Origin of the sequence: Streptomyces sp. NPDC046900 (assembly GCF_040644975.1) — a bacterium.
Classification (GTDB): domain Bacteria; phylum Actinomycetota; class Actinomycetes; order Streptomycetales; family Streptomycetaceae; genus Streptomyces.
On record NZ_JBEYXD010000147.1, the window covers coordinates 1 to 12,561 of the forward strand.

Consider the following 12,561-nt stretch of genomic DNA (forward strand, 5'->3'; position numbering starts at 1 on the left):
AAACGCAGCGACGACCGACGAGGGTTCGTGGTGCTGCCCAAGCGGTGGATCGTCGAGCGTCTCTTCGCCCACCTGATGCGCAGCCGCCGCCTGGTGCGCGACGTCGAACGCCGCACCGCCAGCGCGGAGGCGATGGTCTACTGGTCAATGACCTTGCTCATGACCCGTCGCCTGGCCCGCTCCCGCCTGCCGCGAGGGTGAACCGGCCCGGCGGCTGCTCGGCCAGCCAGCCGCGGGCCACCAGGCGTTTCGCTTTCGACCGCAGTGCTTCCACCCGCGCCGGCACCACGTCCATGCCGAACGCCGCGGCCATCTCCTGGCAGGTAAGCGGCCCCTGCCCGAGCCGGGCCCGGTCTGCGAGCGCGGTGAGGATGCGCTGGTAGTCCACCGACAGCACCGACCAGGCCAGCCCCGGGCGCCACACCGGCACCTGCGACTTCGGCTTCGCCGCGTCCCGCAGCGTCGACTGCACCTCCGCATCCCGCGGATCCGCGGTGACCTCCGCCTCGGCGGTGGCGCCGTCATCCGGAGCCAGCACCGTATCGACCCGCCTGCGAGCGATCGCCCACTCCTGCCATTCCAGCTCGGCCGCGGCAAGCTCGGTCTGGATGCGGTCGGCCTCCTCCCGCAGCCCGTCGACTCGACGCCGAGCGGCGAGCTCGTGCTGTTCCAGCAGCCCGACAACTGACGGCATCCGCGACCTCCCGGGGAACGACGACCCGACAGGCCACCACTCCCACGGAATCACCACTCCTATCCCCGACCAGCGGAAACGCGTCGATCACGTCCGGAAAGACTGTGAGGATGGTCTGGTGCCGCTTCGAGCGGTGGCCTGACTCGCGGAAAGACTGGCTTGGGTGCCTTTCTGTTGATCTGTCGGCCACCGCGCGGAGCGGCATCTGCTGCCGCTGGGCAGGGGACGTGTCCCGATAGGGGCCTTCGCGACAGGCACCGTCACAGTCTTGACCTCCCCGGCCCGGCGGCGGCCACCCGTTCCGACGCGATCAGGAGACAGGCGACCTTGCCCAGCATCACGCAGCCAGCTGCCCCGTGTCACATCCCAGCTGACACCGCCGAAGAGATCCTCCTCGGTGTCGACACCCACAAGGACTTCCACGCGGCGGCCGTCGTCAACGTCCTCGGCGCCGCCCTGGACGGACGCACCTTCCCGACCACCACTGAGGGATACCGCCAGCTCGTCGCCTGGGCCCATTCGTTCGGCGTCCTGCGCCGGGCCGGGGTGGAGTGCACCGGCTCCTACGGTGCCGCGCTTGCCCGCCACTTGCGCGCCGAGGGCATCGAAGTGACTGAGGTCAACCAGCCCGACAAGGCAGCACGCCGACGCCGTGGAAAGACAGACGCCGTCGACGCGGAAGCGGCGGCCCGCGCTGTCCTGTCCGGTCGCGCAACCGCGACCGCGAAGACCAGCGACGGCCCGATCGAAGGCCTGCGGCTGCTCAAACTCGCGAAAGGCTCCGCGATCAAGTCCCGCACCCAGGCCATCAACCAGCTCAAGAGCGTCCTGATCTCGGCGGATGCCGCCCTGCGCGAGTCGCTGGCTGGGCTGAGCAACCCGCACCTGCTCAAGCGGTGCGCCGAACTGGACGACTCGCGGGGGGACGGGCCGGCAGACACTGCCCGACACGTGCTGAAGCTCCTCGCTGACCGCATCCAGCACCTGACCGGGGAGATCGACAACCTCAACAAGCGGATAGCCGCGGGTGTCAAAGCGCACTTCCCCGGTCTGCTCGACACGCACGGCGTCGGCCCGGACAACGCCGCCGCCCTGCTCATCTCGGCTGGCGACAACCCCGATCGCCTCAGCAGCGAGGCGTCCTTCGCCGCCCTGTGCGGCACCAGCCCAGTCGAGGGCATCCTCCGGCAAGACCCAACGACGGCGGCTCAACCGTGGCGGTGACCGCCAGGCCAACGCCGCTCTCTACCGGATCGTCCTCAGCCGCCTGCGTTGGGACGACCGCACCCGGGACTACCTGCGGCGACGCCTCTCCGAGGGCAAAACCCGCCGGGAGATCATCAGGTGCCTGAAGCGATACGTCGCACGCGAAATCTATCGACTCATCGCCGCCATCAAGACAGCCGCATGCCACACAGATCCCGACCGAACCGCAAGTTGACATCCATAGGGGCATCAACAGCTTCTAAACGGCCCAAGACCTCCAGTACGCCGAAAGCGGCATGTCACACACATCAGACCGAGTGGTCCCCTTTCTCGTTGCCCAAACCGTGGCCCGCAATCTCACCGCCCGAGTGGTCCCCCTACACCCTGCCGAAAACAGCACGGTCGAAGTCGCGCACACAGATTGCGTCGATGTCGACGTCGTAGCGCTCGATCCGCTCGGTCGCGACCTCGGCAACCTCAACTGCGGATACCTCGCGGGCGTCCATCGCCGCAGTCAACTCGAAGGCCGCCACGTAGCTGAAGTCGGTTGCGGGCATTGTTTGCTCTCACCTAGCGGCAGTGGCCATCGCACGGTCGCAGCGTCCAGACAGTGACTGTTCGTTGGCCCGGTAGCCCACCGACCGGCTTCCTCGTGGCGCGACCGGCCCGGGTGCCGGTCGCTGAAGATCAGGGGTTCACCGAGGAGTCAGCGGCTGGGGGCGAAAACCTCTTCACTGTTGTGTGAACTCATTCGTCCCGGCGTGGGGGCGCGTTCGGAGCGCGCAGCCTGGTGCCCGCCGGAAGGTCGTGCGGTAAAGATCGTGTTCGGTCAGACGTCTTGTGCTGCGAAGCCGTGGCGCCACGTCTCATGTTCGAGTTGCCATCCTCGGGAGCGGGCCACGGCATTGGAGGCCCCCCGTGCCCAGTTTTGCCGCCCTGACGTGGCTTCGGGGGCAGGGATGCCCAGGACTTCGCTCAGGACGGGCAGCCACTGGCGACCCTGGGCCGGCTCGTCGTCCACGATGTTGACAGGGCCCGAGGGCCAGTCGAGGGCATGGACGGTGGCCCTTGCAGCGTCGGCCACGTGAACGAACGACGTGACGGAACGGTCCGCCTCAAGGTACGCGAGCAGACGGGCAGTCGGGTCACCTGCCAGGGCCGCGGCGACTGCGCCGCCCGGGGCGTACCAGGTGCCGGGGCCGTACAGGATGCCGTACCGCAACGCCACGGCAGTCTCCAGCTGAGCGGCGGTTTCCTCCAGCGCTTGGATGCCGTCCACCATGCCTCCTCGCGGCTGCGCTGCCCCAATGTCGAGCGGGACGGTCTCGTCTGCCGGTGTTTCTCCCGGCGCGTACGCCCAAGAGATTGATTGAGCGACGATCTTTCGCACCCCGGCGGCCCTGGCTGCGTCGACCAGGTTGCGTGTCCCCTCCCGACGCAGCCGGTTGGTCGCTTCTCCGTCTGCGTCCGACAGGGCGGTGAGCTGGTGAATCACTGCATCTGGTGCGGACTCGGTCATCACCTGCAGCAGACGGTCTGCGTCGAATACGTCCGCTTGGACGGCTGAGGCGCCTTGGCGTCGCACGCGCTCGGCTCCTGTGGGCGTCCGGGAGAGTCCTGTGACGTGATGTCCAGCGTCCAGCAGCAGGGGGACGAGCAGTCGGCCCACTGCGCCGGTGGCGCCGGCAACCAAGATGCGCATCAGGATCACTCCTTCACTCGGTAAGAGAATCGATCTTCGAGGAGACGCGATTTAAAGAGAGGCGGGGATATCATGAATGGCTATGAATTATGGCTATTAATTTTAGATCTTTGGTCCCCGCGTGCCCACAGGCGCGGATCTACGAGCGTTTGATTCGGGTGGTTTTTCACGCGCCGACCGCTAGTTGTTGATCAGCCCAGACGATTTTGCCGTCCGGGATGTGGCGGGTTCCCCATCGGTGGGACAGTTGGGTGACGAGGAAGAGGCCGCGTCCGTGTTCGTCGGTGGTGCGGGGGTGTCGCAGAAGCGGGTGGCTGTGGCTGGCGTGGCTGTGGCTGGCGTCGGAGACTTCGCAGGTCAGCATCTCGTGCCGGATGAGGCGTAGGCCGATCGTGCGGTCGCTGCTGCAGTCGCCGTTGCCGTGGCCGTGGATGATGGCGTTGGTGAACAGTTCGCTGACGATCAGCTCTGTGGACTCGGCCAGGTGTTCCAGTCCCCACTGGGTCAGCTGCCGGGTAGCGAGAGTTCGGGCACGGCTGACGACGGCGGGGTCGCTGGGGAACTGCCAAGAGGCGACCTGGTCTGCGCTCAGCGAGCGGGTCCGTGCGAGGAGCAGAGTGACATCGTCGCTCGGCGGCTTGGCCCGCAGTGTGTCCACCGCGGAAGAGCACAGATCGTCCAGGGTGAGGTCGGGCCGTGCGAGGGCCGTACGCAAACGGTTCATGCCGGCGCTGATGTCCTGGTCGCGGGCCTCGATCAGACCGTCGGTGTAGAGGGCCAGCACGCTTCCTTCGGCAAGTTCCAGAGTTACGGACTCGAAGGGGACCAGTCCGAGGCCGAGCGGTGCTCCGGTGGGCAGGTCGGGGAAGGTGACGTGGCCGTACGGGTCGATGATCGCGGGCGGGGGGTGGCCGGCCCGTGCCATGGTGCAGGTGCGGGTGACCGGGTCGTAGACGGCGTACAGGCACGTGGCGGCCATCGTGGTGGTGGCCGGGTGCGGGGGGTCGGCTTCTGCCTCGGTGAGGCGGATGACCTGCTCGTCGAGGCGGGACAGTACTTCGTCGGGAGGCATGTCCATGTCGGCGAGGGTGTGCATGGCGGTGCGGAGTTGGCCCATCTTGGCCGCCGCGTTGATGCCGTGTCCGACCACGTCGCCGACGACCAGGGCGACGCGGGCGCCGGAGAGGGGGATCACGTCGAACCAGTCACCCCCGATGCCGTGGTGGCTGTCGGCCGGCAGGTAGCGCCAGGCCACATCGGCGGCGGAGCCGCCTGTGGGGCGGCGGGGGAGCAGCAGGCGCTGCAGGGCGAGAGCCGCGGAGCGTTCGCGCGCGTATTGGCGGGCGTTGTCCAGGGCCAGCGCCGCCCAGCTGACGAGTTCCTCGGCCAGGAGCAGGTCGTCCTCCTCGAACGGCCTGGGGTCCTTCGTCCGCATGAAGACCGCCACGCCCAGCACTGCGCCCCGGGCGTGGATTGGGACGACCATCAACGAGTGCATGGCGTGCTCGCGGAGCTTCTCCGCCCGCGCCGCGTCGTGGTGGTCCAGCCATGTGCTCGGGGATGCGTCCAGTATGGGCTCGAAGTGGGGTTTCCCGGAGCGCAGGACATTGGTGAAGGGCGAAGTGGGCGGGACGAAGACCGGCTCTCCGCGAGCGAACAGGGACTCCGGCGTTCCCGGGTGGATCGAGGCCAGGCCGGCACGGCGGAAGGCGGGGATGCGCCCGTCCTGTGTGCCGAGATGGGCCAAGGGCTCCTCGCCGAGTGGGACGGACTCCGCCAGGTCGACGGTGGCGTAGTCCGCGAGGAACGGCACGGCGAGGTCGGCCAGTTCCTGCGCGGTCTGCATGACGTCCAAAGTGGTGCCGATTCGCCTGCTGGCCTCGCCGAGGATTGCCAGACGCTCTCGCGCCCGTCGGCTGTCGGTGACGTCCACGCTCACGACGCACACGCCCAGCGCGCGGCCCTGCGCGTCGTCGAGGCGGAAGTAGGACGCTGTCAATATGCGGTTGCTTCGCACATTTGCCGGCAGGAAGGCCTGGTAGTCCACGTTGATCGCCGGGTCGCCGCTCTCCAGCACCTGGTGCATCACTGCCTCCAGCGTTTCGGCGTCCGTCCCGGGCGCCGCCTCCGTCAGCGTGCGGCCCAGCCGTTGGGGGAGGGGGATGCCGTCCTTGGAGCCCTGGGTGTCGTTCACCTGGATGCAGCGCAGGTGCGTGTCCCGTATGACGACGCCGATCGGCAGGCGGTTTGGCAGCGGCAGCGCAGCGAGGAGCGGCTCCGCCGCTGTGGCCTCGGCCGGCCACGGGGGAAGCGAGGCCTTGTCGGTCGCCCAAACGATCCACCAGTCCCGGCCGTCCTGCCCGGTCAGTGATGACACGCACAGGCGCACGTCGATGCTGCGGCCGTCGCGGTGGCGGACCTGCGTGAGGTCGGACCAGCGGCCCCGGAGGGTGCTCTCGTGTGCGGCTTGTGATGCCTTTGCTCGGTCGTCGGCGGCCACCAGCAGGGCACCGGCGGACCGCCCCACCACCTCCGCGGCCGAGTAGCCCACGAGCCGTTGAGCGGCCTGCGACCATCCCACAACCGTCCCCTCTTCGTCGAGGAGGGCCATCGGAACGTCGGCTGCCTCAAAGGTCGACTGGCCTTCTGAGACTGCCGTTCCTACGGAGTGGTTCATCGGGTCTCCCTTTTGCCCCCAGGTGATGCGGTCTCCCCGGCTGTGCAGTGGTCCAGGTCCATCACTCGGGCTGGATCCCCGTCCGAGCCGGGATGCGGTTGGAGGACCGTCGGTTCACACCCTCGGCAGCGATATCGCTCTCTGGCGACGACGGCCTACTTGCTGGCATCCGCATTTTGTGCGGCAGCAGTCGGCGCCGGCTGAGCACGTGGTGCAGCCAGGTCCCCAAGGCCGCTCCCACGACCGGGGCGATCAGGTAGATCCACAGATCGGTGCTCTGCCCGGCCAGTGCGGCAGGGCCGAACTGGCGCGCGGGGTTGATCGAGCCACCGCTGCGGGGGCCCAGGACAGCGATCACCAGGGCGACCGACAGCCCGATGACGTACGGCACCAGGCGTGCAGTGCGGGCATGGGCCATGGTGAACCCGACGGCAATGATGATGATCGCCATGCTGCCCGCCTCGGCCACGAAGACGGACGCAGGCTGCCACGCGGGTGCCGGCACGATAGCGGCATAGTCCACCGACGGAAGCGAGACGGCAGATCCCCACACCAGACGCGCCAGACCCGTCCCCGCCGCGGAACCGGCACATTGGGCCAGCACGTAGGGCACGACGCCGCGCCCGGGGAAGGCGCCCATGAGCCACAGGGAGACCGTCACGGCGGGATTCATGTGGCCCCCACTGCGCCGGCCGGGCGGGCTGAGGATCAGCCCGGTGAGGATGGTCCCGCTGAGGCCGCCGATGACGGCGAGCGCGGCGTCGAGGTCGCCGACGCACAGGGCGGAGTCCGGGTCACGCAGCCACCGGACGACCGTCACCGCCAGGAACAGCAGGACGGTGGCGAGTACGAACTCGTCGACGGCACGCGCCAACCGCAGCTGGCGGGACAGTGAAGTGACGGTACTCACCGAAAGCTCCTGGCGTTGGTTTCGTGCGAGGCGGGATAAAGCCACCGTGCTGCCGGAACGGCGTGGCCCGGTCGTTCCAAGCCCCGTTTTGGGCCTGTCAGCCGGCGGGGGTGTAGTGGCCGGGGACGAGGCGGGTGGAGACGCCGAAGCGGTTCCACGCGTTGATGGTGGTGATCGCGACGATGAGGCGGGCCAGTTCGGTCTCGTCGAACTCGTCGGCGGCCCTGGCGTAGACCTCGTCGGGGACGAAGCCGTCGGTGAGGACGGTGATCGCCTCGGTCAGTTCGATCGCCGCGATTTCCCTGGCCGTGTAGAAGTGCTTGGACTCCCGCCACGCGTCGAGCTGGATGATTCGCTCGGCGGTTTCGCCTGCGGCGAGTGCGTCCTTGCTGTGCATGTCCAGGCAGTAGGCGCAGTGGTTGATCTGCGAGGCGCGGATCTTGACCAGGTCCAGCAGAGTGGGGTCCAGGCCCTGCCTGGCTGCCGCGTCGAGGCGGATCATGGCCTTGAAGGCCTCCGGATGGAGCTTGGCCCAGTCCAGGCGCGGTGTGTGTGCGGCCAGACGCTTCGTCCCTGCGGGTGCTTCGTTGCTGTTCATGCCTGCAACGCTACGTACCATCTGGCACCGGAGTAGCGTCCATTTTCATGGCAGATTCCGAGACCAATTCTGCGGGTCACTCATACTCCGCACCGGGTACCGACCTCCACCTGGAACTGCGCGGACCAGGCTTGCGCGTCGGGCTGACAAACGCACTGCGGGAAGCCGTACGAACGAGGCGACTCACACCCGGCACCCTGCTGCCGCCCTCGCGCTCACTCGCCGCCGACCTTGGTGTCTCCCGCAAAACCGTCACCGACGCCTACGCCGAACTCGTCGCCGAGGGCTGGTTCACCGCCCAGCAAGGATCCGGGACCCGTGTGGCCAAGCGAACCGAGCCGCGACGCACCACGCCCGCCGCGCCCCGCACGAAACCGGCCCCACGCCGTCCCAGGTACGGGATGCGGGTTGGTGCCCCGAACCTCGCGAGCTTTCCCCGCACACAATGGCTCACCGCTTCGCGCCGCGCTCTGACAGCGGCACCGCACGACGCCTTCGGCTATGGAGACGCCCTTGGCCGAGTGGAGCTCCGCACTGCCCTCGCGGACTATCTGGCACGAGCCCGCGGTGTCCACGCCGAGCCGGACCGGATTGTCATCTGCTCCGGCTTCCACCACGGGCTGACCCTGATGGCGCAGGTACTCAAGACGCGGCAGGTCCGGGCGGTAGCCGTTGAGGCCTACGGCCTCGACCTCTATCGCGACTTGCTGACCCGCGCCGACCTTCGCACCCCACCTGTCCACGTCGACGAACACGGCGCGCGCACCGAAGACTTGAAGCACATGCCCGAGATCGGCGCGGTGCTTCTGACCCCCGCGCATCAGCACCCGACAGGCGGCGCACTACGCCCGGACCGGCGCGCCGCAGCTGTCGACTGGGCGCGAGCCGCCGATGGGCTGATCCTGGAGGACGACTACGACGGCGAATTCAGGTACGACCGACAGCCAGTGGGAGCCCTGCAGGGCCTGGACCCGGATCGAGTGGTGTACTTCGGCTCGGTGAGCAAATCGCTGGCGCCAGGCGTGCGGCTCGGCTGGATGGTCCTCCCTGAGGAACTGGTCCCCCAGATCGCCGCGGCCAAGGGCCACGGCGACTACATGTCGAGTGCGCTGGAGCAGCTGACGCTCGCAGAGTTCATCACATCAGGTGCGTACGACCGTCATGTGCGCTCGATGCGACTGCGCTACCGGCGCCGCCGCGACCAACTGGTCACAGCCCTGGCGCAGAGAGCGCCGCACGTCCGCGTGGCCGGCATCGCAGCCGGATTGCAAGCGGTCGTGGAACTCCCGCACGGAACCGAGCGCTCGGTCGTCCAGGCGGCGACCCGCCAGGGCCTGGAGGTCAGCGGCCTTGCAGAGTTCCGCCACGAAGCGACGGATCCCGAAAGGCAGTTGCCCGAACAGGACGCCCTTGTGGTGAACTACGCGGCTCCCTCGGACAGCGCGTGGGCGGGCGCACTGGACACCCTGTGCAGGGTGATGCCGTAGGCGGGACCGTAGGGCCGTGGCTGTGTCACCAGGCCAACGCCGGGTCCCGAGCTGCCGCCGGGCCACTGGGCCGGACCGCGGCAGTCGCCTCACCGCCTGCCGACCCACTCTTCCAGGTAAGTGAAGGCGTCGACGGGCGAGGCGGCAGGGAAGAACAGTTCGGCCAGGGGCAGCGGCAGGAAGCCCTCCTCCTCCATCCGTCGGAGTTGCAGCGTCAGGCCGTCGTAGAAGCCGTCCGTGTTCAGCAGCACCACCGGCTTGTCGTGCAGTCCGTGCTTGCGCAGCTCCAGGATCTCGGTCACCTCGTCCAAAGTGCCGAGGCCGCCGGCCATCACCACCAGTGCGTCCGCTCCGGCGAGCAGCAAGGCCTTCCGTTCGGCGAGATCCTTGGCGAACACCATCTCGTCGGCATCAGTCCTGGCCCACTTGCGCAGAAAGCTGACCGAGACCCCGACGAGCCGCCCCCCGCTCTGCCGGACTCCATCGGCGACGACCTTCATCAGCCCGGTATCGGATCCGCCCCACACCAACGTATGGCCCCCCTTGCCCATCAGCTCCGCGAACTCGCGAGCCGGCCGGATGTAGCGCTTGTCGAGGTCGGCGGCAGAGAGGAAAACACAGATATTCATGGTGGCGGGGGTTGCAGCGATCACGATCTCGACCGTATGCGCTCGACTACGCATGAGCCCATACCAATGACGAAGACAAAGAGGGGACCAATCCCAACCGCCGACCGTGACCTGTGGTCGACGCCTCACAGTACTGCCGGGCCGACCTGCGCAAGCCCGTCGCATCGTCTGCCGCACCTTTCTCCGCACCTTGCTCCATTCACGAAGAGCGGCTGACGGGCGGGGATGCGCGCGGTCGTTCTGCGTTCTGGGGCAGGTCGTCGCGCGCCCGATGTCCAGGACGCTCGGCGAGCACACCCGTGAACGCGGGGTGTTCTGGCCGTTCAGCGCTGGTGGGCAAGCGGGTTCCGGGCGATGGTACGTCGTTCCTGTGCGATGCCGTCGGGGCCTGAACGCCGAGCCGACGGCCTGCCGTAAAGGGGAGCGCTCAAGTCGTGCGCGCGTCGTAGGCCTGCTGGTGGTGGCGGATCTCGGCGTGCCGGTCGGCGGACCAGGCGGCCAATTCGAGCACGGTGGACAGCAGGGAGGCGCCGAGGCCGGTGAGGGAATACACGACGCGGGGTGGTACCTCCGCGTAGGCGGTGCGATCCACCAGCCCGCTGCGCTGGAGTTGCTTGAGAGTGAGGGTGAGCATCCGCTGGGAGACACCGGGGATGGCCTGCGCGAGGTCGGAGTAGCGCACGGGCCCGTCGGCCAGGGTACCGATGATCAGCACGCTCCACTTGTCGCCGACCATGTCGAGTACCTCACGGATGAAGTCGGTGTCGTTGTCGCTCCACTGCGCACAAGGGCCCGGAGTGCTCCGTACGTTTGCCCGTACGTTCGTGCGCCGCCGTCGGATTTCGCTGCTGGCGCCCACGTCTGTCGCCCCTTTCTGCTGATCCACGAACATGGTTGTGCCTTTTGTAAGGCTCGCCATGCTAATGCACAGTGAGGCTACGAATAGGAAGTAAGTATCGAGAGGAACCTCACCGTGAAGCTCGAGTTCTGGTCGGACATCATCTGCCCGTACTGCGGGCTGATGGACAACCGACTGCGGCTGGCCCTGGAGCGCTTCGAGCACGCCGATGACGTCCAGGTAGTCCACCGTTCCTTCCAGGTCCACCCCGGCCTGCCCCGCGAGGGCGTCACCCAGCGGCAGCTGCTGGAGTTGCACGGCATTTCGCCGGCGCGCGCAGAGCAGCTCCTCGCGCCGATCGAGGCCGCCGCCCACGCCGAAGGACTGGAGACCTATCACGTGCTTGAGCGCACACTCGGCCCGACCGACCACGCCCACGAGCTCCTTGCCTTCGCCACCGACAAGGGGCGCGGCAACGAGGTATGGACGGCGATGTTCCACGCTCACTTCGGGTCCGCACGCAACCTGTGGACCCAGGACCAGGTTCTCGACTTCGCCGCCGAGCTCGGCCTGGACCGTGAGGAGACCGACCGGGTACTGCGCGAGCGTCGCTACCGGGCCCAGGTCGTTGCCGACCAACGCGAGGCCGAGCGCCTGGGAGCCCACGGCACACCGTTCATCACTCTCGACGCCACGTACGCCATCCCCGGCGCCGTCGGCACCGACGAACTCCTGGCGGCGATGACGACAGCATGGAAAGCCGCCCATCCCGAGCCACAGCCGATGCAGATCCTCGGCCAAGCCGGCGGCGCCTGCGCCCAGGACGGCTGCGCCGTCGCTTCCCGACACCCCACGCCCTGACGACACGGCCCCACCCGCCCACAGTGCGCGGACGCCCACGCACTCTCACACGAAAGAGCCACCGACATGTCCTACCTACTGCGTATCGACGCCTCTGCCTCCGGTGACGCCTCCCTCTCCCGCCAGGTCGCCGACTCCTTCACCGCGGCTTGGAGCCGCGACATCATCCGCCGCGACCTCGCGCTCGACCCCGTCGGCCACTTGGACGCGGCCGGCATCACGGCACGCACCACCCCCGCCGGCGCGCACACACCCGAGCAGAAGGCCGCTGCACTCCTGCAGGACGAGCTCATAGAGGAGTTCCTCGGCGCCGAGGCCTATGTGTTTGCCGTACCGCTCTACAACTACTCCATGCCGTCGGTCTTCAAGGCGTGGCTGGACCACATCATGATCGTGGGCAGGACGATAGGACTGGCCGGCCCGGCCCCCAGCGCCGGCCGCCCCGCAGTCGTCGTCTCGGCCCGAGGCGGCGGATACGGCCCCGGCGCACCTCAACACGGCAAGGACTTCCTCGTTCCCGCACTGCAGACCATTCTCGGCGACACCAATCTGATGGCCCTGGACGTCCGTCCCATTACGCCCGAGCTGACCTACGCACCCGTCATGGAGCCGCTCAAGCACTTGCTCCCTCAGCACTACGCCTCACTGAAGCAGGCGCATGCACAGGCACGCCGGCAGGCGGCGGAGGTCGCCACGGTCATCGCCACCAGACGGCCTGAGCTGCCGGGAGCATAAGAAGCTGTTGTCTTTTCGATCTTGAGAGATGCGCGTCGAACGGGAGTCTCGATTGGGTGGTCGCGGGGCGTTGGATGCATACGAACAGGGCCTCCTGAACAGCTCGTTGGTGTCGAATCACCGAGCAGTAGGAGGCCCTGGTGCAGCAGTCTTGCGTGCCGATGGCCGGGCAGTCCAGCGCGGTCACCTGGGAGTGTGACTGCCTGGCTCACCGGTTCGGAAAC

At 68.0% G+C, this 12,561-nt stretch carries 13 protein-coding genes and 1 pseudogene; 6 read left to right on the top strand and 8 right to left on the bottom strand.

Translation table 11 applies throughout. The annotated features are described in order from the left end of the window. Positions 1 to 201: pseudogene (locus ABZ904_RS48340) on the top strand (IS5/IS1182 family transposase); the annotation flags it as partial. Here the strand turns inward: ABZ904_RS48340 and ABZ904_RS48345 are convergent. Then, positions 158 to 694 carry a hypothetical protein gene (locus tag ABZ904_RS48345; RefSeq protein ID WP_361005219.1) on the bottom strand — a complete coding sequence of 179 codons (537 nt, stop codon included), beginning with the start codon at positions 692 to 694 and terminating at the stop codon, positions 158 to 160. The pseudogene ABZ904_RS48340 and the gene ABZ904_RS48345 overlap by 44 nt on opposite strands. A gap of 327 nt (positions 695 to 1,021) precedes the next feature. On the opposite strand from ABZ904_RS48345, the gene ABZ904_RS48350 reads away from it, so the two are divergent. Together ABZ904_RS48350 and ABZ904_RS48355 are read left to right on the top strand one after the other, a co-directional pair. Further along, positions 1,022 to 1,918, top strand: coding sequence for a transposase (locus ABZ904_RS48350; protein ID WP_361830525.1), 897 nt, complete (start codon positions 1,022 to 1,024; stop codon positions 1,916 to 1,918). Next, positions 1,815 to 2,135, top strand: coding sequence for a transposase (locus ABZ904_RS48355; RefSeq protein WP_361830539.1), 321 nt, complete (start codon positions 1,815 to 1,817; stop codon positions 2,133 to 2,135). Before ABZ904_RS48350 ends, ABZ904_RS48355 begins: the two co-directional genes overlap by 104 nt. 142 nt (positions 2,136 to 2,277) lie before the next feature. On the opposite strand, the gene ABZ904_RS48360 is transcribed toward ABZ904_RS48355, so the two are convergent. From ABZ904_RS48360 to ABZ904_RS48380, 5 genes are all read right to left on the bottom strand, one after another. Next, positions 2,278 to 2,457 carry a hypothetical protein gene (locus tag ABZ904_RS48360; protein WP_361005225.1) on the bottom strand — a complete coding sequence of 60 codons (180 nt, stop codon included), beginning with the start codon at positions 2,455 to 2,457 and terminating at the stop codon, positions 2,278 to 2,280. Between the two features lie 272 nt (positions 2,458 to 2,729). Further along, entirely contained in the window at positions 2,730 to 3,602 is an 873-nt protein-coding gene (locus ABZ904_RS48365) for an NAD(P)-dependent oxidoreductase (RefSeq protein ID WP_361005228.1), read from the bottom strand. A 166-nt stretch (positions 3,603 to 3,768) separates the two neighbouring features. Next, a complete protein-coding gene (locus ABZ904_RS48370; protein WP_361830527.1) occupies positions 3,769 to 6,279 on the bottom strand; it encodes a SpoIIE family protein phosphatase in 2,511 nt (836 codons plus the stop codon). Positions 6,280 to 6,340: 61 nt separating this feature from the next. Further along, entirely contained in the window at positions 6,341 to 7,189 is an 849-nt protein-coding gene (locus ABZ904_RS48375) for an aquaporin (protein WP_361830529.1), read from the bottom strand. 97 nt (positions 7,190 to 7,286) lie between these two features. Continuing rightward, a complete protein-coding gene (locus tag ABZ904_RS48380; protein ID WP_361830531.1) occupies positions 7,287 to 7,787 on the bottom strand; it encodes a carboxymuconolactone decarboxylase family protein in 501 nt (166 codons plus the stop codon). Positions 7,788 to 7,834: 47 nt separating this feature from the next. Between ABZ904_RS48380 and ABZ904_RS48385 the strand changes: the two genes are divergently transcribed. Further along, positions 7,835 to 9,274, top strand: coding sequence for a PLP-dependent aminotransferase family protein (locus ABZ904_RS48385; RefSeq protein WP_361830533.1), 1,440 nt, complete (start codon positions 7,835 to 7,837; stop codon positions 9,272 to 9,274). Positions 9,275 to 9,363: 89 nt separating this feature from the next. On the opposite strand, the gene ABZ904_RS48390 is transcribed toward ABZ904_RS48385, so the two are convergent. Both ABZ904_RS48390 and ABZ904_RS48395 read right to left on the bottom strand, forming a co-directional pair. Further along, positions 9,364 to 9,903 (bottom strand): TIGR00730 family Rossman fold protein, encoded by a 540-nt coding sequence (locus ABZ904_RS48390; RefSeq protein ID WP_361005256.1) that lies wholly within the window; start codon positions 9,901 to 9,903, stop codon positions 9,364 to 9,366. A 427-nt stretch (positions 9,904 to 10,330) separates the two neighbouring features. Further along, on the bottom strand, positions 10,331 to 10,789 hold the full coding sequence (locus tag ABZ904_RS48395) for a helix-turn-helix domain-containing protein (protein ID WP_361830535.1): 459 nt from the start codon (positions 10,787 to 10,789) through the stop codon (positions 10,331 to 10,333). Positions 10,790 to 10,876: 87 nt separating this feature from the next. Between ABZ904_RS48395 and ABZ904_RS48400 the strand changes: the two genes are divergently transcribed. Both ABZ904_RS48400 and ABZ904_RS48405 read left to right on the top strand, forming a co-directional pair. Beyond that, a complete protein-coding gene (locus tag ABZ904_RS48400) occupies positions 10,877 to 11,602 on the top strand; it encodes a DsbA family oxidoreductase (RefSeq protein WP_361830537.1) in 726 nt (241 codons plus the stop codon). 66 nt (positions 11,603 to 11,668) lie between these two features. Then, entirely contained in the window at positions 11,669 to 12,337 is a 669-nt protein-coding gene (locus ABZ904_RS48405; protein ID WP_361005249.1) for an NAD(P)H-dependent oxidoreductase, read from the top strand. Positions 12,338 to 12,561 lie beyond the last annotated feature (224 nt).

What these genes read in the sequence shown, in the direction of transcription:
- ABZ904_RS48370 (WP_361830527.1), bottom strand. Translation starts at nt 6,279, where the DNA reads ATGAACCACTCCGTAGGAACGGCAGTCTCAGAAGGCCAGTCGACCTTT.
- ABZ904_RS48380 (WP_361830531.1), bottom strand. Translation starts at nt 7,787, where the DNA reads ATGAACAGCAACGAAGCACCCGCAGGGACGAAGCGTCTGGCCGCACAC.
- ABZ904_RS48365 (WP_361005228.1), bottom strand. Translation starts at nt 3,602, where the DNA reads ATGCGCATCTTGGTTGCCGGCGCCACCGGCGCAGTGGGCCGACTGCTC.
- ABZ904_RS48405 (WP_361005249.1), top strand. Translation starts at nt 11,669, where the DNA reads ATGTCCTACCTACTGCGTATCGACGCCTCTGCCTCCGGTGACGCCTCC.
- ABZ904_RS48385 (WP_361830533.1), top strand. Translation starts at nt 7,835, where the DNA reads ATGGCAGATTCCGAGACCAATTCTGCGGGTCACTCATACTCCGCACCG.
- ABZ904_RS48345 (WP_361005219.1), bottom strand. Translation starts at nt 694, where the DNA reads ATGCCGTCAGTTGTCGGGCTGCTGGAACAGCACGAGCTCGCCGCTCGG.
- ABZ904_RS48390 (WP_361005256.1), bottom strand. Translation starts at nt 9,903, where the DNA reads ATGAATATCTGTGTTTTCCTCTCTGCCGCCGACCTCGACAAGCGCTAC.
- ABZ904_RS48360 (WP_361005225.1), bottom strand. Translation starts at nt 2,457, where the DNA reads ATGCCCGCAACCGACTTCAGCTACGTGGCGGCCTTCGAGTTGACTGCG.